16 protein-coding genes are annotated in these 20,709 nt (G+C 40.6%); 9 read left to right on the forward strand and 7 right to left on the reverse strand.

Annotation, left to right across the window (positions count from 1 at the left end):
- Positions 1 to 7: 7 nt before the first annotated feature.
- The 4 genes from DESDI_RS08830 (at position 8) to DESDI_RS08845 (ending at position 3,482) form a co-directional block, all read left to right on the forward strand.
- A complete protein-coding gene (locus DESDI_RS08830) occupies positions 8 to 1,240 on the forward strand; it encodes a DUF438 domain-containing protein (RefSeq protein ID WP_015262263.1) in 1,233 nt (410 codons plus the stop codon).
- A gap of 191 nt (positions 1,241 to 1,431) precedes the next feature.
- Positions 1,432 to 2,208, forward strand: a complete 777-nt coding sequence (gene zupT / locus DESDI_RS08835) for a zinc transporter ZupT (protein ID WP_015262264.1) — start codon at positions 1,432 to 1,434, stop codon at positions 2,206 to 2,208.
- A 166-nt stretch (positions 2,209 to 2,374) separates the two neighbouring features.
- On the forward strand, positions 2,375 to 3,103 hold the full coding sequence (locus DESDI_RS08840; RefSeq protein WP_015262265.1) for a DUF421 domain-containing protein: 729 nt from the start codon (positions 2,375 to 2,377) through the stop codon (positions 3,101 to 3,103).
- Between the two features lie 13 nt (positions 3,104 to 3,116).
- The gene (locus DESDI_RS08845; protein ID WP_015262266.1) at positions 3,117 to 3,482 is read left to right on the forward strand and encodes a DUF4363 family protein; all 366 of its coding nucleotides are present in this window, start codon (positions 3,117 to 3,119) and stop codon (positions 3,480 to 3,482) included.
- Here DESDI_RS08845 and DESDI_RS08850 read toward each other — a convergent pair.
- Together DESDI_RS08850 and DESDI_RS08855 are read right to left on the reverse strand one after the other, a co-directional pair.
- Entirely contained in the window at positions 3,452 to 4,048 is a 597-nt protein-coding gene (locus DESDI_RS08850; protein ID WP_015262267.1) for a xanthine phosphoribosyltransferase, read from the reverse strand. The two genes, DESDI_RS08845 and DESDI_RS08850, sit on opposite strands and share 31 nt — an antisense overlap.
- 205 nt (positions 4,049 to 4,253) lie before the next feature.
- Positions 4,254 to 6,818 carry a cell wall-binding repeat-containing protein gene (locus tag DESDI_RS08855; RefSeq protein WP_015262268.1) on the reverse strand — a complete coding sequence of 855 codons (2,565 nt, stop codon included), beginning with the start codon at positions 6,816 to 6,818 and terminating at the stop codon, positions 4,254 to 4,256.
- 206 nt (positions 6,819 to 7,024) lie between these two features.
- Here DESDI_RS08855 and DESDI_RS08860 point away from each other — a divergent pair, with 206 nt between their 5' ends.
- The 3 genes from DESDI_RS08860 (at position 7,025) to gyrA (ending at position 12,017) form a co-directional block, all read left to right on the forward strand.
- Positions 7,025 to 7,345 (forward strand): YggT family protein, encoded by a 321-nt coding sequence (locus DESDI_RS08860; protein ID WP_015262269.1) that lies wholly within the window; start codon positions 7,025 to 7,027, stop codon positions 7,343 to 7,345.
- A gap of 308 nt (positions 7,346 to 7,653) precedes the next feature.
- A complete protein-coding gene (locus DESDI_RS08865) occupies positions 7,654 to 9,570 on the forward strand; it encodes a DNA gyrase/topoisomerase IV subunit B (RefSeq protein WP_015262270.1) in 1,917 nt (638 codons plus the stop codon).
- Positions 9,571 to 9,590: 20 nt separating this feature from the next.
- On the forward strand, positions 9,591 to 12,017 hold the full coding sequence (gene gyrA / locus DESDI_RS08870) for a DNA gyrase subunit A (protein ID WP_015262271.1): 2,427 nt from the start codon (positions 9,591 to 9,593) through the stop codon (positions 12,015 to 12,017).
- A gap of 119 nt (positions 12,018 to 12,136) precedes the next feature.
- On the opposite strand, the gene DESDI_RS08875 is transcribed toward gyrA, so the two are convergent.
- The 3 genes from DESDI_RS08875 to istA all read right to left on the reverse strand — a co-directional run bounded on the left by DESDI_RS08875 (position 12,137) and on the right by istA (position 15,747).
- On the reverse strand, positions 12,137 to 12,973 hold the full coding sequence (locus DESDI_RS08875) for a prohibitin family protein (protein ID WP_015262272.1): 837 nt from the start codon (positions 12,971 to 12,973) through the stop codon (positions 12,137 to 12,139).
- Between the two features lie 492 nt (positions 12,974 to 13,465).
- Positions 13,466 to 14,209, reverse strand: a complete 744-nt coding sequence (istB, locus tag DESDI_RS08880; protein WP_015262273.1) for an IS21-like element helper ATPase IstB — start codon at positions 14,207 to 14,209, stop codon at positions 13,466 to 13,468.
- The gene (gene istA, locus DESDI_RS08885; RefSeq protein ID WP_015262274.1) at positions 14,209 to 15,747 is read right to left on the reverse strand and encodes an IS21 family transposase; all 1,539 of its coding nucleotides are present in this window, start codon (positions 15,745 to 15,747) and stop codon (positions 14,209 to 14,211) included. The genes istB and istA overlap by 1 nt, the downstream gene beginning before the upstream one ends.
- Positions 15,748 to 15,961: 214 nt before the next feature.
- On the opposite strand from istA, the gene DESDI_RS08890 reads away from it, so the two are divergent.
- Complete coding sequence (locus DESDI_RS08890; protein WP_015262275.1) at positions 15,962 to 16,393, forward strand: PaaI family thioesterase; 432 nt, start codon at positions 15,962 to 15,964, stop codon at positions 16,391 to 16,393.
- Positions 16,394 to 16,522: 129 nt separating this feature from the next.
- On the opposite strand, the gene DESDI_RS08895 is transcribed toward DESDI_RS08890, so the two are convergent.
- Both DESDI_RS08895 and DESDI_RS17315 read right to left on the reverse strand, forming a co-directional pair.
- Positions 16,523 to 16,915 (reverse strand): hypothetical protein, encoded by a 393-nt coding sequence (locus tag DESDI_RS08895; protein WP_015262276.1) that lies wholly within the window; start codon positions 16,913 to 16,915, stop codon positions 16,523 to 16,525.
- 116 nt (positions 16,916 to 17,031) lie between these two features.
- Positions 17,032 to 17,568 (reverse strand): TetR/AcrR family transcriptional regulator C-terminal domain-containing protein, encoded by a 537-nt coding sequence (locus DESDI_RS17315; RefSeq protein ID WP_015262277.1) that lies wholly within the window; start codon positions 17,566 to 17,568, stop codon positions 17,032 to 17,034.
- Between the two features lie 2,016 nt (positions 17,569 to 19,584).
- Between DESDI_RS17315 and DESDI_RS08905 the strand changes: the two genes are divergently transcribed.
- On the forward strand, positions 19,585 to 20,412 hold the full coding sequence (locus tag DESDI_RS08905; RefSeq protein WP_015262279.1) for an amidohydrolase family protein: 828 nt from the start codon (positions 19,585 to 19,587) through the stop codon (positions 20,410 to 20,412).
- The last annotated feature ends 297 nt before the right edge of the window (positions 20,413 to 20,709 follow it).

A 20,709-nucleotide genomic window follows, 5' to 3' on the forward strand; every position in this document is an offset into this window, starting at 1 on the left:
GAATCCCATGAGTGAATTGATTAATAATCGTGAACAACGCCAAAAGGTCCTCAGAGAATTAATATTAGAACTGCATAACGGAAAAACTGTTGAAGAAGTTAAGGAGCGATTTGCTAAGCTCATCGAAGGGGTTTCGGTTACGGAGATTTCGCAAATGGAACAAGCCTTGATCCAAGAAGGAATGCCCGTGGAAGAAATTCAAAGTCTATGCGATGTCCATGCAGCAGTCTTTGAAGGATCTATCGAAGAAATTCATGCTCCACATAACGAAGATGCCCAATCCGGCCACCCCATACATACCTTTAAAATGGAAAATAAGGCTCTTGAGTCTCTTTTGAAAAATGTCATAACTCCTGAACTCGATCAATACAGTGCTGATGGTAATATGGAGAATCAGAAGGTTCTTAAGGAAGCCTTTAAGGAGCTCTGGGAGATCGACAAACATTATAGCCGTAAGGAAAATCTGCTCTTCCCCATCATGGAAAAACATGATATTACTGCCCCGCCTAAAGTCATGTGGGGGGTGGATGATGAAATCCGCGCGGTCATTAAAGAAACGCGACAACTTCTTGACAGTGAATCAGCTAATAAAGAGAAGTTGGTAGAAAAAGCCAAGGAAGTTGTAACCCGTGTACCCGAGATGATTTTTAAAGAGGAAAATATTCTTTTCCCCATGATCCTGGAGGCATTTTCTGATGAAGAGTGGGTCTCAATCGCTGAGGCCAGCAGTGAAATCGGATATTGTCTGATTGATGAGCCTCAAGGAGTATGGAAACCAAGTCAAGACCAGGGTCTTCAGAAGGATGGACAACAGGATAAGAAACCGTTTCATGATGGACTTGTCGAATTCGATGCCGGAAAACTGTTACCTGAAGAAATTAACGCCATCATGAATACCTTGCCTTTAGATATAACCTTTGTCGGTAGTGATGGCACAGTAAAATATTTCACCCAGGGAAAAGAGAGGATCTTCGCTCGCGCCAAAACTGTACTGGGACGTAAAGTGGAAAACTGCCATCCGCCGGCCAGTGTTCATGTGGTAGAAAAAATAGTAGAAGAGCTTAAATCCGGTAAGAAAGATCAAGAAGACTTCTGGATTAAGATGGGTGATAAGTATGCCCTGATTCGCTATTATGCGGTTCGGAATGCAGAAGGGGAGTATTTGGGCATCATGGAAGTGACTCAGGATATCAAGCCCATTCAAGGGATCACAGGGGAAAAGAGATTAATATCTGAGTAAAACAAACAACTAACCTAGCGCCCTCAAGAAAGTAGTGTAAACTCTTCCTTTGAGGGCCTTTACGGTTGCTCTTTTAAGCGAAACTATATAGAATTATTGGGGAAGTTTCTAAAACCGATAAGTATCAAACCCATTGCTATAGCTAAGATGATGGTCATGGTGATGGTAATGTCATAAATAGGAGAGTAGTTATGTTTGATGAGCGCGCGCTTTTAGCACTCTTATTATCCCTAATTGCAGGGATGGCCACCTTATTAGGAGCAGTAATCATTTTAATCACAAAATCGAAAAGCGAAAAGATTTTGTCGGCTTCCTTAGGATTTGCCGCAGGAGTGATGCTCTCTGTATCTTTTTTGGATTTATGGGCACAGGGTCAAGCGTCGATGGTTCAGCACTTAGGAAATAGACTGGGTGTCATTTTATCTATTGTGTTCTTATTATTAGGAATTCTCTTTGCTTTGGGTATAGATTATTTTGTACCCCATGAACACTCTGACTCCAGTGAAAACGATAAACCTCACCAAAATCTTTACAGAGTTGGCTTTGTTTCGATGCTGGCTATCATGTTTCATAACTTTCCGGAAGGGATTGCGACCTTTAGTGCGGGGTATGAAGATTTGGCTATGGGAGTCTCCATCGCTGTGGCGATCAGTATGCACAATATCCCTGAGGGTATCACAGTAGCCATACCGATTTACTATGCTACTGGAAAAAAGAAAGAAGCGTTAAAATACACCTTTTTATCCGGAATGGCTGAGCCAATCGGCGCATTGCTAGCCTTCTTGGTCCTTCGGCCCTTCATCAATAGTTTTAACCTAGGTGCTATTTTTGCAGTTGTAGCGGGAATTATGATCTATATTGCTATCGAAGAATTGATTCCTTCTTCACGCCAATATGGTCATCCAAGGTTGGCTTTATATGCGACATTTGCTGGAATCATGGTTATGCCCTTAAGTCATATCTTCTAACTTAATATGAAGCATTTCAGCCCCTAAGCAACTGTCTAACCTGCTTAGGGGCTGAATGCTTCACAATTTTGAGTTGATCTTAGGCTATCAGATGGAAAACTCGAGTATAAAACCTCTCATAAGACGGATAATAAGGTCAGAATAATGACTTATGAAGGTGTAGTGCATGAATGAAGGTTTAGTTGTTGTTGTACGGTCTGTTATTGGTTTTTTCTCTTTGTTGATCTTTGCCAGAATCATCGGGAAGTCGCAGATCAGTCAATTAACCTTTTTCGATTACGTGCTAGGGATTACGATCGGATCCATGGCTGCCACCTTGTCAACGGATTTATCCAGTAGGGCCTGGCCCCATTGGGTAGCCTTAGTTTCATGGGCTGCCTTAGGATACATCATGGAAAAGATCACTGTAAAATGGCGTTATGCATCAAAGTTCCTTGAAGGGGAACCGGTCATCGTGATTATGAACGGAAAGATTATGGAAAACGTCATGAAAAAAATGAAATACACAGTATCAGAAATAATGGGTCTTCTCCGCAACAAGGGGATCTTCGATGTCAATCAAGTCGACTTTGCCATTTTAGAACCTAATGGTCAGCTTTCTGTACTGCAAAAGCCCGAACACTTGCCCGTAACGCCTAAGGATATGAAGATTAAAGTATCTTCCTCAGGAATTAGTACTGAACTAATCTACGATGGTATCTTTATCGAACAAAATTTAAGACAGCTCAATAAAGATAAGAAATGGCTTTTGAAAGAGCTGAAAAAGCAAGGTATCTACGATGTTTCCGAAGTTTTTTTTGCGACCTTAAACCCTGCAGGTAGTCTTTATGTGGATCGTTATGAGGACCGCTTGCAAACTATGGTGGATATAGGAGACTATAAAGGGCCTTACTAAGGAGAGATAGTTCATGAGAAGATTCCTAGTGATTAGTATCCCCATAGTTACCATTGTCCTGTTTGCGCTTATCATGCAAAGCGGCAATGTCTTAAAACGCCCTCTAGGAAATGAAGTTGGTGTACCTAAAACAATTGAGATGATTATTCAAGATATAAAAAATGATAATTGGGATTCCGCCATTAATCATTGGGATAGCCTATCAAAGGACTGGGATAAAGTAGTTAAGCGAGTCCAGTTTAGTGCGGAACGCAATGAAATCGAAGGCTTATCTTTAAGCATTGCGAGCCTAAAGGGAGCCATCGAAGCCCAAGATAAATCCAGTGGACTCCAGTTATTGTATCAGGCTTATGAACATTGGGAAGACTTGGGTGAGTGAAAGTAGACTTGTCCATTTTCGATTTTTTCGATTATGGCTAAGGACTCTAACTGGATTCCATGCTCTTCGATGAGCTGCCGCCCACCTTGAAATCCTTTTTCGATAGCGATTCCGATACCCGCAACCTTTGAACCACTTTGTTTGAGCAAGTCTAATAAGCCCATAAGAGCGGCACCACTGGCGAGGAAATCATCAATAATTAAGATTGTGTCGGTGGGACTCAAGAAGTTCTTCGAAACCTTAATGGTGTATTCCTGATTTTTGGTATATGAGAAAACTTGAGCTGAATAGACATCTTCACTCATATTTAAGCCGGCGTGTTTTTTAGCAAATACAACGGGCACATAACCGAAATATTGAGATGCGATGCTAGCAATAGCAATCCCGGAGGTCTCGATTGTTAAGATTTTAGTGATATTTTTATTAGCAAAGCGGCGTTGAAATTCTTTACCCATTTCATTAAACAATTTAATATCTAATTGATGATTCAAGAAACTATCCACTTGAATGATCCGATTGTCATGAATTTTGCCGTAAGTCCTTATATTCTCCTGTAAGAGATCCATTATATTCGTTACTCCTTTTTGGAAATAATTAAAACTCCTAAACACTTAGGAGTCATTTTTATATATAGTAATTAGGATAACTGGAGCCACCAAAAAAATCAATAACAAAATTGCCCTTCTAGCATATATAACTAGAAGGGCAAAGCCTAGAACAATCAATTAATTAACAGTTTTAGAGAAAACTATGAGTCATTTCAATTTGCAATTAGTCTATTGGAATAGGGGTGGTGTAATAAGCGTAGATTCCACGGAATATGCCTGCAGCAACGTTTTGGCGGAAAGTAGGGTTTTGTAGACGTGCTTCTTCATATGTGTTGGAAATGAAAGCAGTCTCTAAGAGAATCGATGGCATATTTGTGTTCTTTAGAACGTAGAATCCTGCTTGTTTTACCCCACGGTCTCTGGTGTCAAGGGCACTGATCACAGCAGTACGAATACTGCCGGCAAGATGAAGGCTTTCATTCTTTTTGGGATTAGCAGATGAATAATAAACTGAGGTTCCATTAGTGACAGGATTTGTGAAAGCATCGTTATGAATGCTGATGAATAGATCGGCATTACAAGAATTTGCTACAGCTACTCGAGCTTTCAGGTCTTCAAGTTCTGTATATTTGACAGCAGGTGAACAATCTTCATCACGTGTCATAAGAACTTCGGCTCCAGCTTGAGTTAAGATATCTTTTAGCGCTTGGGCTATTCCTAGGGTGTTATCCTTTTCATAGGTTCTAGAGGGGCCTACAGCACCGACATCCGGCCCTCCATGGCCAGGGTCAATCATAATCGTTTTTCCGGCTAAAGCTAACTCGGGAATGCCGGCAAAGGGATCAACCAAAACTTCTTGAGAAGGGTCATAGACTAAATCATCTGGTTGAAGAGGTGGGGGTGTTTCGGGATCTTCACCGCTCAAGGGTGGTTCTTCATCAGTCTCGATTTTCGCCGGTAGGGCAGGAAACTCTCGTTGATTTTCGGGATGCTTTGATTGGGTCTTGCCTTCAATGATGGATTGAGTTGTTGGGCTAATAACTCCGGATCCACCTAAGATGTAGACCGTTCCATTAATACTCAAATCAACAGAGACTTCAGGGGTTGAGACATCCGGTGTTGAATCATCATTCTCAACAGGATTCACGTTAGGGTCGGGGTCTTGTTTGGTATCGTTATGGTTGCCTTCTACGGTATCCACATACTCTCCGGCAGCCCAACCTGTTTGTGATTGATAGGTTAATTTATACCAACCATTTTCTTCGGCGATAATCTCTATGGTAGTGTCCACAGGAACGGTAATCAGCTTTTCTCCTGAAGAAGAGGGGGTAGCTCTAAGATTTAGACCGTTTGCCGCTGTAATTAGGCCTCTTTTGATTTGGGATGTATTGTCCTGCTCAGAAGCGGAAGAAGGAGATGAACTCAAAGCTACATATTCTGCAGAAATCCAACCTGTTTGCGATTGGTAGGTGGTTTTATACCAACCCGTTTGCTCCTCAATGATTTGAATGGTTGTGTCTTTTGGTATTGTAACTAATTTCTCACCGGTTGAGGAGGGAGTCAGGCGAAGATTGAGCCCAGCTGAGGAAGTTATAATTCCTTCGCGTTTTTTATCGGTAGCAGTTGGAGGATTCTGTTGATTAGGCGAGGTTTGATCAATAAGAGTTATGTATTCGGCGGAAATCCAGCCGGTATGAGATTCAAAAGAGGTCTTGTACCAACCATTCTTTTCTTCCAGAAGGGTAAGGGTTGTTCCATGAGGAATGGTAGTAACTTTTGCTCCGGAAGAAGAGGGGGTTTCACGTAGATTAAGTCCTCCGGAGGGAATGACGCTTGCTTGCTGCGGTTTGATTGTTGGCGTTTCTATAATCTTGGGCGGCGGCTCGACTTTCATGTGTTCGCGCATGTAAGTATAAACTGGGGAAGGAACATCTTGTTTTTCAGTGAGGAGGAGGGGAGCCTTCGCTTTAGCTGCTAAAACAGTTCCCGCCACAGCATCAGGAAAGGTAATTCCCGAGGCGAGAAAGAGATCGTCAGTTTCATACGCATCGTTCACATAGGAAACCACAGAGGCATTGGTTTCATAGCGGTTTTGCCCTCCGAGGCGAGTTGTTATAGTGAAGCCGTTATCCGTGAGTCCTGAGGAAGGGATGACTCCTTCTCCGCCGATAACGATAATCTCGCTTGGCTGTGTTTCATTCAAATACGCGAGAACCAATTCGGGTATTTTCTTTGAAGTGAGAACGATGGGAATTTGTTTGATGCCAGCAAAGCTTGCTGCGGATAAGGCATCAGGAAAATCATCCCCGTTAGCAAGAATGACAGTATCACTAGGCACTTGTTGCGCCAGGAGAATGGAGGTCTCGTAACGGTTCGTACCACCGATTCGTTCCACTTCAACGGGAAAGTCGAATTTACCCAATTCTTCTTCAATGGAAGGTTTAAGAACTCCGGTCCCTCCTAAGAGAACCACTTTTTGAGGTTGTAAGCGGATAATCTCCTCTTTTACCCGGGAATCCAGCGCATTACCTTGGGTAAGTAGAATGGGGGCGTCAAGATTCACGGCAAAGGGAGTAGAGGCGATGGAATCAGGATAGTCACCGTATTCGCACAAAATTATAGTCTCAGCCGTTGTCCAACCTTTATGGGATATACTAAGGGCAGTTTCAACTCGGTCTTGCCCTGCAATTCGTTCAATGGGGTAAGCTAAGGGGCTTGCGGAAGTTACGCTAGAAGTACTGAACACAAAGGTAAGTGAAACGATTATGGTCAATATTATTTTTTTCACTATCTTATCCTCTCCCAAACATCTTGTCTGCATGTCGATTATACCATAATAATTGGTAGAATTAAGTGCAAAAGATGTAAAATAGGAAAAAAGGCCCATGATTTCGTCGAAAGTTCAAGTGTGAAAAAACACCTTCAGTAAACTATACATAAAATGCTGTGGTTATCTCACATACTAACAAAAAAGTAGCTTGGAGAGTGAGAGCAATGAATCATACTGAAGAGATCCAATCCATTAAACGAATAGTTTATTACATACTCGGTGTCATAGAAGTCTTATTAGCCTTTCGCTTCATCTTAAAACTCTTGGGAGCGAATCCGGCCAGCGGATTCGTGTCAGGAATTTATACGATGACCAATATTTTCCTAAGTCCTTTCACGGGGATCTTTCGCACAGCCTCCGCACGCGGGGTTGAAACTCAGGCCGTTATAGAACCTGCTAACCTTGTCGCAATGCTTGTTTATGCTGTGATTGCCTGGGGAATAGTCAAACTTATCGAAATCCTTAAACGCCCGAATAAGGTTTGAGATACTCATAATTTACTGAGGTTGCTTTATTGGTTACAGTGGTCGCAATGCTATTAAGGGGTTTTGACAAACTAAAACTGAAACTGGTAGACTATAAAATATAGCCCGCATAGCTTAGGCGGGCTTTTTCTAATGACTTTCTATCGAATGACTGTCTATATTAGGCGAATGCTATTATTATAGAGAAAAATACTCGATAAATAGACTGTATGGTATAATAATAAAGCTTGCCATCTATTATTTTTTTTGCTAATTAATGAAGTATAATGTGAGATATCCAGGTCAGATATCGAAAGGGAGGAACCACTTTGTCCATGGATTCAAACTATAATGCAGAGTCGATTCAAGTTCTGGAAGGTTTGGAAGCTGTACGCAAACGTCCAGGTATGTATATTGGTTCTATTGGCAGCAAGGGCTTACACCATTGTGCTTGGGAGATTATTGATAATGCCATTGATGAAGCAGGAGCAGGTTTTTGCACTCGGATTGATGTTGCTCTCAACCTTGAGGGATCCTTGACCGTAAAGGATAATGGTCGTGGTATTCCTATTGATATCCATCCTATTAAAAAAATTCCAGCCGTGAGACTTGCTTTTGAACAACTCCATGCCGGGGGAAAATTTGACGGTAATGCTTATAAGACCTCGGGAGGTCTTCATGGTGTTGGTGCTAGCGTTGTCAATGCTTTATCAACTTTTCTGGTAGTGGAAGTCAGTCGTGAAGGTAAAATTTTCCGTCTTGAATATGAAAATGGGGGAAAACTGAAATCTGATCTTAAAGTGGTGAAAAAAGGTGTTAAAGGGAGCGGTACTCAAGTGACCTTTAAGCCTGATTCACTTATTTTCAGAGAGAGTATCAATTTTAAATTTGATATACTTCGTAGCAGACTGATGGAACTTGCCTTTTTAAATCCCGGTCTCATGATTGTCTTGACCGATAACCGCAAGGAACCTCGGAGTGAAACTTTCCAATCTCAAAATGGTGTTATCGGCTTTGTTGAACACCTTAATAAAGAATCCGATTTTAATGCAGTACATAAAAAGCCCATCCATTTTAAAGGAGAAAAGGAAGAAGTCGTCGTTGAATGTGCTATTCAGTATAACGATGGGGAAGACGAGCACCTTCGTTCCTACGTCAATAATATCCCGACCGACGAAGGGGGAACTCACGAGTCTGGATTTCGTATGGCCTTGACCAAGGTCTTTAATGCCTATGGAAAGAAAAACAATCTGTTCAAGAAGGATGAAAACCTCATTGGAGATGATTTAAAGGATGGCTTAACCTGCGTTCTCTCAGTGAAAGTGCGGGAGCCCCAGTTTGAAGGACAGACAAAAACCAAGCTATCGAATATGGAAGTAGAAGGAATTGTCCAATCCCTGACCAACGAAGGAATCAGCATCTTCTTTGAACAAAACCCCACAGTAGCAAAAGATGCCATTAATCGCACTCTAACCACTTGTTTAGAACGATTAGCTGCCAAGCGAGCAAAAGAGTTGAAAAAGAAGGCTCGGGATGCTGAAGTGAAGGCCCTCAGTGGGAAGCTAGCAGCTTGCAGCGAAAAGGATCGGAATCGGAATGAACTATATTTAGTGGAGGGAGACAGTGCGGGTGGTTCGGCCAAGACGGGGAGAGATCGCCGTTTTCAGGCTATTCTCCCTTTAAGAGGAAAAGTCATTAATACCTATCGTGCTAAGATGGATAAGGTTCTGGAGAATGAAGAAATACGTAGTATGATTACAGCTATCGGGGCAGGAGTTGGGAAAGAATTCGAAGCAGATAAGTCCAATTATGCTCGGGTCTGCATTATGACTGATGCGGATATCGATGGAGCGCATATACGCTGTTTATTGCTCACCTTCTTTTTCCGCTATATGAAGCCACTCATCCTAAGTGGAAGAGTCTATATTGCCCAGGCTCCTTTGTATAAAGTAGAAAAGGAAAAGGGTAGGCTAGTCCGTTATGCCTATGATGAGAATGAGCTAAAAGAAGCCATGAAGGAATTGGGCAAAAATGCTAAGATTCAGCGCTATAAAGGACTGGGAGAGATGAACCCTGAACAACTCTGGGAAACCACCCTCAATCCTGTCAATCGACGGATGATTCAAGTAACTATTGATGATGCCCTTGAGGCCGAACGAAAGCTGAAGATTCTCATGAGCGAACAAGTGGATCCTCGCCGAGAATTTTTAATGGATAATATCGTATTTACCGAAGACGATATGTAAATTCGAGTTGAGGTGAAAGTATGAGTTTACTTGAAGAAAATGTAATCCAGCGCTCCTTGGAAGAAGTTCTTCCCGAGAGCTTTCTAGGATATTCAAAACATGTCATATTGCAACGGGCTGTCCCTGATGTGAGGGATGGCCTAAAGCCTGTCCATCGCCGGATTATCTACTCCATGGATGAACTCGGCATGCATCCGGACAAAGGCTATAGCAAATCCGCACGTCTGGTGGGGGATTGCATGGGAAAATACCATCCCCATGGAGATTCCTCTATCTACGATGCTGCCGTAAGAATGGCCCAGCCATGGGCTACCCGGTATCCTCTAATTGATGGACAAGGTAATTTTGGTTCCATTGACGGCGATAGCGCCGCGGCAATGCGCTATACTGAAATGCGGATGACCCATCTTTCCCAGATGATAACACAAGATATCGAGAAAAACGTCATCCCTTTTAAACCGAACTATGACCAACGCTTGAAAGAGCCCACTGTATTGCCCAGCCCTTTTCCTAATCTGTTGGTCAACGGAGGTTCCGGAATTGCGGTAGGGATGGCCAGCAACATCCCTCCCCATAATTTGCGGGAAGTCGTATCAGCCCTGATTCTCCAAATCGACAAACCTGATGTTTCCCTTGAAGAACTGATGGAGAAGGTTAAAGGACCTGATTTTCCTACAGGTGGATTGATTATCGGTTCCCAAGGGTTTACTGATGCTTATCGTACAGGCCGGGGAAAGGTGATTATGCGAGGCAAAGCAGTCACTGAACCTGGAAAAAATGGTAAAACCCTGATTGTTATTACGGAGATTCCATTCCAGGTTTCCAAATCCACTTTAGCTGCGAAGATTGAGACTCAATCGGAAAATGGCAAGATTGAAGGCATTAGCGAAGTCCGAGATGAATCTGACAGAGAAGGCATTCGGCTTGTGGTTGAATGCAAGAAGGATGCAGATCCCAAAAAAATCTTGAAGCTCCTCTTTAAGTATACCCAACTCCAAGAGACCTTTGGCATTATCAACTTAGTTATTACGGAGGAAGGGACCCCCAGAGTTTTGGGTTTAAAGGAGATTAATAAGTCCTTCCTGCAACACCGTAAGGAAGTTGTGATCCGGAGGACAGAATATGAACTGGAAAAAGCTAAAGCCCGAGCTCACATCTTAGAGGGCTTAGTTATTGCCATCAACAATTTGGATGAAGTCTTGTCGATTATCCGTTCTAGTAAAAATCCTTCCGTCGCCAAAGCCGGTTTAATCACTCGTTTTGAATTTACTGAAGTCCAGGCTCAAGCGATTTTGGATATGAAATTACAACATTTAACCAACCTCGAGTTGGATTCTATTCGTAAAGAATATGCAGAGATATTAAAGTTAATTGCTGAGTTGGAGAGCATTTTGGCGGATGTCAATAAAGTCTACGCTATTATCAAAGATGAACTTAAAGCGATTGCCGATAAGTACGGTGATGATCGACGTACGTTGATTCTTCCCGAGGATGTTGGCGAAGAAATTGATTTCAGCACTTTTGAAGAACCTGAGAAGGCAATGGAAGTTTACTTAACGAGAAAGGGCTTTGTCAAACAAATGCCTGCCCCAACCCGAAAAAGCCAGACGAATGCCCTAGCCTTTGCCTTTAAAGATGGCGATGTAATCATCGCTCAAGCTCCCTGTACCTCAAAAGACACTCTTTATTTCTTCACCCAGAATGGCAAGTTCTACGATGCAAAGGCTAAGCTGATACCTGAGGCCGGAGCTAAAGAAAAAGGAAGAGCTGTAACTAACTTTTTCCCCTTGCCGGAAGATGAACAGATTGTTGCGCTGATTTCTCTAAAAGAGGTAAAAGAAGGGCAGCACTTTGTCTTTGTCACAAAGGATGGTCAGGTGATGAGAAGTCCGGTAACTGATTTCCTCAATGCCAGAACTCCAGATGCAATGGGATTAAAGGATCAGGATGAAATAGTTAAGGTATTTCTTAGTGAAGGCGAAGGTGATTTGTTCCTCGCCAGCTACCAAGGACAAGCGATTCGTTTTGCGGAATCAGAAGTCAATCCCATGGGACGCAAATCCCGAGGAGTCAAGGGAATGACCTTAAACGACGGAGATTTCGTTGTCGATGCGCTGATGCTTCAAGCAAGTACCGAAGGGAATTCAGGGGATTTGATAACGGTGACAGATCAAGGCTATATCAAAAGGACTACCTTGGATGAGTATAAATCTCAGGGTCGTTCCGGACGAGGGATAGCTATTGCTAAGATAGATGCAGAGAAAACAGGGTATATAGTTTCTGTGCTCCAGGTTAATGGGGACAATACTAAGGTTCTGCATATTATTCAAGAGAGTGGAACCGTGACAAATATCGACCCTAAGTCACTTAAGAATGAATCCAGAACAAAGAGCGGAGTAGGTTTAGTCAACGTAATCATTAATGATTATGTGGTTCATGTCATCTAACACATTCAGTTAAGATGGTGAGTTCTCCACTGTTTGCCCAAGATTGTCGTATAACTATAAAGCGGTTGTTACACAATGAACTCAATGTTCATGTGTAACAACCGCTTTTGTTGCTAATTTTATTGACCGTTATTGACGTCGATAAAAGGCACAGCACCGCCGGTAACATTCGGCAGCTTGCCATCCCATTTTTCAATTGCCTTCATCTCAGCCTCAATTTCTCTTAGTTTTACAAGTTCGGGTGTAACTTCTTGTTTTTGGAGTCTTAAGGATTCAGCTTCAGCTTTTGCTTGTTCAATTTTTTGTTTAGCTTCAATTTCAATTCTTTGCAGATCGAGATTGGCCTTTAAGGCTTGCTGCTCAGCAATTTGTTTTTGTTCAATGGCATTATTGAACTCAACACTGAATTTAAATTCAGTAATGTTTATTTCATCGAGAATCATATAATACGTGGCTAATTTCGACGAGAGCGTCTCCTTGATCTTGGCACTAACTTCGGAACGTTTGGAGATCAGCTCTTCAGCAGTGTATTGGGCCGTTATTGCTTTGACAGCTTCACCAATCGCTGGGTCGACAATTCGCTCTCCATAAGACAAACCTACACTTTGATAAAGAGAATTTACTTGGTTAGGTTCGAGGTGAAAGTTAACGGCAACAGTTGTCGTCACGATTTGGAGGTCCTTAGATGCGGCCGTTTGATCCGATTGAGATTTTTGGACCCGCACATCTACAGGAATCACACTTTGAATGAAAGGGATTTTAAAATGAAGACCTTCCGTTAAGACGACTGGGCGAACAGCTCCTAACTGTAATACAATGCCTCTTTGGCCAGCATTTACAATGACAAAGGCATCCAGTGCTAGAATAACGAGAAGTACAAGCACAATACCAAAAGTAATGAAGCTTTTATTCATTTTCAGCTTAGGGACCATATTGACAACTTTTTCAGAATCCAATTCGTATCCTCCCTTAAATATATTGATAATGTAGATTATTCTTACCCCTAACTATACCTTACTCGGTTAGTAAAAATCTATGGTACTTTTATACTTTTCAGAAGAGAATAAGGAGAAGATAAGAAAACAGATAATTCAGAAAATAATGATTGACTGACAAGGCCATTTTTAGTATTGTCTATATAAACTACAATCTCCCTAGTTGATCAAAGACAGTATTATTCTATCATTGAATATTACGGTTCACGAGAGCCGCTATTCCGAAGGTAGTTGAGCCACCTCTCCAGAAAAATTGAGCCACCGTTCCGCTTACGGAGCCAATCATGCAATACGGCATAAAGACCCCAATATCCGCCCTAACGAAATGGTAGCAAAGTCCCGTACTTGGCGTAGCCAAGGGAGGGGAAGTCTTCCTGCTTCTTTGCTTCTCTAGGTTTGATGCGTGGAGAGTATATGTATACCCTCCACAACATCACAGTTTATGTTTTTTCGTTATTCAAGTATTCCTTTACGTTTGCGCATGGAATCATCTCCATCAATCATGATCGTATAGGAATCATGAACAATTCGGTCTAAAATTGCATCCGCCAAGGTGCCTTCGCCAATTTTGCCATGCCAGCCTGCGGGGGAAAATTGGGAGCTAAAAATGGTCGAACCTTTTTTATGCCTTCCTTCAATGATCTCTAGGAGATCCCTAGCTTCACTGTTGGCTAAAGGTACTAGTAACCATTCATCCAAAATGAGAAGACTCACCTTTTTGTACTGGTTCATGACCTTCTTGTAAATTCCTTCGCCCCGTGCAATGGCTAACTCATTTAATAAGTCTGGGAGCCGAATGTACTTTACAGTGTAGAAGTTGCGGCAGGCAGCTATTCCAAAAGCACAGCTTAGATAAGTCTTCCCGGCGCCAGAAGCTCCGAGAACAATAATATTGTGTTTGTCTTGAATGTATGAACATGTAGAAAGTCGGGTGATTTGTGCCTTGTCCAGTTTTCGATCGGCATGATACTCAATATTCTCTATGCAGGCTTCGGGCAAATTCAGTTCAGCTTTTCGAATCAATTTAGCGAGCTTATTGTTTTTACGCCTTGCCCATTCGATGTCGACCATTATCCCAAACCGTTCTTCAAAAGATAACTCATTATAGGCCGGATCTTGTATTTGTTGGCGAAAAGATCCCACCATCGAGGATAACCGCATCTCATTGAGTTTACTAATGGTTGTTTCGTTTAGCATTATGAGTTCCTCCTGTAATAGTCTGCGCCTCTGGTAAATCCAAAGGAGGAGGAATCTGGAACGTTAACCGGCTCTTCTCTAAGGATTTTGTCTTGTCCCGTCTGGAGGATGGTCTGGATGCTCTTAAAACTAGGATTTGGAGTGTAAGAAAGAGCTTTCTGGCAGGCTGCTTCTAAACGATTGATGGAATACTTGTCCGCCAGTTTGAGTAGGCCCATGCAGCTTTTGTAACCTTGTTGTTCAACTCGATAAGAAGCTAAGATTGCCTTCACAACAACCTCAGTATGCTCACCAATACTTTTCGCCCAAGACACGAATCGCTCTGCGTTCCATGCTATATACTTTTGATGGTCCTCGGGCATATGTTCCGTGACTGTGTTGTATAGACCTTCACGTCCGCGTAATCTGGGATGGGAACAAATCCGATTCCCATTGAAGAAAACCTCCACGACATGGCTGGTAACACGAACATCCACCTTGTGCTTGATGTATTCATAAGGAACGCTGTAGTACCTCTTATCTACCGCAACGTGATAGTTAAATTGCACTGTTGCGACCTTCCAAACCGCTAATTCATAAGGAGTAGGTGGAAGGGGCAAGAGCATTGCTTTTTCTTCCTCCCGAAAGACACTCAACCGGCTCCCTGGCTTCTTTTGAAAGGGCTTTCGGTTAAATTCCTCAAGTTTGCCCTGAATCGCTTCATTGAGCTCTCCTAAGGAAAAGAACTGTTGTCTTCTTAGTGCAGCTAGAATCCATGTTGAGATAACTCCTACAGCGCCTTCAACACTGGGTTTGTCTTTCGGCTTTCTTACTCGTGCAGGTATAACCGCTGTGCCATAGTGCTCAGCTAATTCATGATAAGTTTTGTTGATCACCGGGGTATACCAGGACACCCGATCTACGCCTGTTTTAAGGTTGTCTGGCACTAATATTCGCGTGACACCGCCAAAGTACTTGAAAGCATTAACATGGGCTGCAATCCAAGATTCTTGATTCTGTGATAGAAAGGCTTCTACATAGGCATATTGACTGCATGAGAGAACAGCTACAAAAACATAGGCCGTGATGATTTCGCCTGTATCGCTATCGATGATTCCAGCTGTTTGACCAGCCCAGTCGACTTCCATTTGCTCACCAGGCTTGTGGCTAATATGCATGGTTGCTTTGGTTTTCGTGACATACTGCTGATAGTAGTAACAGAATTGGGAATACATGAGTGGGATCTCATTACTTAACCGGCAAGATTCACAGTATTCATTCCAGAGCAGGCTAAGTGTTACTCCGCTTTTAGCCATCTCCTTATGAAGGTATTCGCAGTCCGGACGCTTGCGGGTTGATGGTAATGACGATTCGGGGAAGAGAAGTTTTTGTAGTTCACCGTTGGTCATATCTGGGGTCAGTGGCCATTTTAAATTAAGCTCTACTGCCCGATTTACCACCTTTGCGACGGTGTTTCGTGAGCATTCGCAGCTTACCGCAATGCTCCGTTGGCTGATTCCTTGGCTGATGAGCCGTAGAATCTCTCTGTAATTGGTCATCCATAGACCTCCCATTGAATGTATTAACACTCCTCTCTTGAGTGTTTGCTACATTCTACCAAGAAGTCTAACCAAGTGGCTCACCATCCGGAGGAGTGGCTCAAAAATTCCAGAGACCTGGCTCTCATATTCCGGAACAGTGGCTCATTTTAGCCCGGATTATTCAATCATTGCTAATACATCCAAGCTATATTGAAAGGACTGAATAAACATCATGATTCATTTGCGGAAGGAAGTTACTCCTGAATATTTAAATGGTTTAGGAAAGGAATTTTTACCGGAATTATTAAATGTAGAAATAGTTAGTCTAGAAGAAGGGAGGCTAACTGGTAGTATGGAAATAAGCCATTTTCATATGGCACCTAATGGATATTTGCATGCAGCCAGTATAATCGCTTTAGCAGATACGTGCTGCGGATATGGCACAGCTGCACATCTACCAGAAGGGGCGCTGGGATTTACAACTATCGAATTGAAAAGTAATCATCTTAGTACTCAACGGGACGGGAAAATCCTTTGTGTCTCTACAGCACAACATATAGGAAGAACAACACAGGTTTGGGATGCAATAGTCACATCCGCTGAGACTGGTAAGAAAATTGCTATGTTCCGATGCACGCAAATGATTTTATGGCCAAAGAATTAGGTTATACTTTACATAATATTCATTTTGCGAATAACTCTAGAAGGGGAGGGGGCTGAAACCTGCATGTGCTTGAGGTTTCAGCCCCCGAACTTATCCGAAAACTGAACAGAATATCAAATTTGCGAAAGATTATTGACAGCACTCGATTAATTCTAAGGAGGTTTGTATTAAAGGATTGTTATCGCTTTCACGATAAAGAGCATAGACACAACTGGAATAATCTTCGTAAGGAGAAAGTTTGACAGTGTTTAATATTTTGTTTTTATATAAGATGTTATCCTTTATCATGAAATAATCTGCTAAAGTAACGGCTTCTTTATCATTTGTTAAAATTTCAAATATTAGCTGATAGTTAGGGAAGCAATCGATATTATCAGAAAAAATAAGATTAGAATTAATAAGATTTGGCCTAACTAAAACGTCAATCAAAGTATCCTTACTATTGCGCAGTTCTTTAGCAACGCTCCTGTTACATTTACCTTCAATGTGTTTGAAAATAATTCGTTTGAATCTCGTTACCACTTCCTTTGGTCCTCCTCGTAGCTACTACTAAAAGGATACCATTTTATTATTGGAAGCGACTAAAATTTCAATGGACCCGCCTGACTTGTTTTTTTAAATTACATGAAGAAATGCTGCTAAGAACATAAATCTTTTAAAATTTGAGGCATATTGTCACAACGTTGTCTATTAAATTCCTCAGGTGTCAGTTTAAAATTATTATTAAGCCATTCTATAGCCATGTTGAATGCACCGTAATTAAACATTTTTATTGCAAATTCTACATCCTGTGATAACTCGTTCGCATTGATTTTCTTTTTCACAAAATCTTTAATTAATTCTTCCCCATTTCGATGGACAAAATCTCTAAATGAATTTTGTCCACGGAAATTTAGAATACTCTGGAAATATTTTCGATTATTATCATAAAATTTTATAATATTTAACTGAACTTCGTACATTGAAGTCCCATTAATAAACAACTGTTCTACGTGATATTTATAAAACCAGTTCATTAAGTCATATTTATCTTTAAAATGACGGTAAAATGTTGAACGAGAACATTTGCTTTTAACTAAAATATCGTTAACTGTAATTTTATTCATTGATTTTTCATTCAATAATTCGCATAAACTATCATAAATGATTTTCTTTGTAATATGATTTCTCAACATTTCATAATCCTCCGTTTTACCAGAATGGCGGTCGGGATTCGCTTAATAAACAGGAAATTCTCACAGTTGATTATTCGAAAAGTGATAACGAACTGTTGTTGAGTTTCGTCGCGTTCCCCGCAATGCCATTCTTAGTGTTTTTGAACAGGAGATATATAGGCTGAGTCAGAAAAGGAGTTATAGCCCTCTAAACAAAAATGTAAATACCAATCAAAAGAGTAGTAGAAAGGTGAAAAGGCTCCAACGACAACACCGGGACGGAATAACGTTGATAGGTTACACTAAAATGGACAGTTCTCTTAAGGTCTAGTAAACTTAAAAACAATAATGAAGGAGATGAAACATTACCGTTATGAACATTCCCGGAAATGGTCCAAGTTGCGATGTTCGATGATAAGTAGCGAATCATCAGAACTTGTCAAGTGACCTTTTATCGGCAAAAAATAAGAACATTCTGTAGTATAGACAACCCTCGATTGTTTTCCACATCTAACAAGGAATTCATGACTTTTAAAAAAGTGTGTAGTTTAACATGGAGGCTGTCTCCAATTGGGATTTGAATTTCATTAATCCAGCGAATTTCCGATTAATTCATTTCATTTAGAAATTCACCTCCTTTATATTCCTAGAGTCTATTAGACATATGAAATATAGAATTAAAGCAAAAAGTGGAATGCTACAAGATAATCCAAATGCATGTGTTTCAAAAGATTACTCTTGACATTTTAAGAACTACACATATTGGCAAATGGTACTTTGATAATTAAGTGCAAATCTTCATGATAAAGCGGTAGTATTCCATAAATACTCGAGCTAAACCCCGTTTTTATAACTTTCCTAGGGCGTGTCAGCTAGGCTTTCTAATACCAGCGTAGTGCCGACGTACAATTTGGGCTCATCTCCTTATAACTTCCTTTAGTAAACGTTTTGATGAGGCTATGAAAAATTAAATTTCCAAGGATAAACAATGCTCGGTAGGCGGTTCAGTTAATAAGAGTAATCATGATATTCATCATGCAACAAAAGAAATTATTGTATTTAAAGCCACTGATTTTTGATCAATGGCTTTTTCTGTGCCAAGGAACATCATAAATCTCTAATGTGTTATGTGCGGCAAATTAGGTTAAATTAGCACCACATAACAAAAAGGATCATTATATAGCACTCTAACAGAAACCAGTTCTTTTCATTTATTTGGGGGGCAAAGCCTTAAGGGATCGCTAGTTGAACTACTTTTTAGAATGGCATGCATAATACATGTAAAGAATTCCCTTACGAGACAAAAAAGTGGTTTTGTATTTTAATGGTATAAACTAATAAATACATATCTGTTAGATATTATAATAATACGTTATAATTAAAATAGAGTTAATCAATTAAGAAAAAATTGGAAGAATCATGCTAGAAAAAAGATAAAGACAGATCCAATTTTCTCTAAACATCGCATCAAAGCGAAGAATTGAATGATATGGTAAGAAGAGATGTGTAAATTATTGAATATAACATTGATAATAAGTTGGTCTTAAGAAAGATAATGGATGAAAATTAGTAGATTAACTTCCGGAAGGTCCAAGGTATCCAGATAATTTACCAGATGGACAAAACACGCTGTAACCTGAAAAAATAATAAGATATCTGGAAATAAATATCGAAAACTCATTTGATTTCTGTAGTCTGGTAAGTCTTGACGTTCCAATAATATTACCACATAACGAAAAGGTTTACAATTATTCCAGCATGCAAGTGTTGCTGCAGTTCTGTTAAAGAAATTCTTGATAGTTTTACTGTAACACTCGATTTATCGTTCTTAAGGAAAAGCGTTCCATTCACAGGGATTTAAAAAGTTATGTGCTTTTAGTGAATTTCGCAACAAAATATTTAAGTGGTTTTCAAATGGATGATCCGAAAAAGTCCCTGCGAAGAAGTAGGAGGAATTATTGATGTTTAAGAATAACATAGGATTATCTGCCTCGGAGAATGATGAGAGGCTAATATTTAAAAAGGAGAATATTATTCATGAAAATTTTTGACACTCGTTTAAGGCCACCGTATAAGTCCATTAAGGAACAAGCGTTCTTCAACCCTGAGCATTGTGAACCTTTTGCAGCAACGTATCATATGACTATGCCACCATCTGCTAAAGAAAAATCTATGGAACTTTTGCTTCAAGAAATGGAGAAGGCTGGAGTTGAAAGGGGTTTGACGCCGTTTAACAATCGAGGCGCTGGTATGAAAAACACTGATTTTAGCGACTTAAATAGAGATTATCCTGGAAAATTCGTAGGGCTTGCGTATATAGATCCCCTGTCTGGTGTAGAAAAAGCATTAAATGATATCGATGAGTGTGTTTTGAAGGGAGATTTTACTGGCATAAATCTAGAACCAGGTCTAGATAGAATACCATGGAGAGTCGATAACGATTTCTTTTTCCCTATCTATGAAAAATGCGAATCAGAAAATATACCCGTCTATATGACTTGGGGTGGCTTGCTTTCAGAGCCATGGGTTTACGATCCAAACTTTATAAATAACGTGGCAAAAAATTTTCCGAAAATGAAAATGATGTTGGCACATGCTGGTTTCCCTCGTAATGGCGAAACATGTGTCGTTGCCATGAACCATCCCAATGTGTATCTCAATGTTGATTTGTATGTAATTAATTGTTTTGGTGCTAAAGACTTTATTGAAGCAGCGAATTGCCGGTTGAAAAACCAAATTTGCTTCGGTTCTGCTTATCCATATGCGGATATCAATAAAATGGTGGATTATTATTTACAATGCGGTTTCCGTGAAGAAGTGCTTGAAAATGTCATGTACAACAATGCCGGTAGCTTCATTGGATAGTAATAAGTAGAAACATCTGTTTTAGATAGTAAGGAGAGTATTCATTGATACCTAGGGGAAGGAGGTTTTGCCAAAAATAATGTACAATATCCCACAAAGTTATAAAAAATCAAGTTGAAGATTATGAATTGAATGAAAGTGTAGTATTAATATCAGGTCTGGCATCTGGTATAGGAAAGGCACAAGCTCTTCTATTCATTAAAAGGGGAGCAAATATGATATCAATCGATATCGATCAAGAGTGACTGGATTCATTCATTAGCTGAAGAGGCGAAGGAACTATGTGGAAAGATATGG

It is taken from the genome of Desulfitobacterium dichloroeliminans LMG P-21439, from assembly GCF_000243135.2.
Classification (GTDB): domain Bacteria; phylum Bacillota; class Desulfitobacteriia; order Desulfitobacteriales; family Desulfitobacteriaceae; genus Desulfitobacterium; species Desulfitobacterium dichloroeliminans.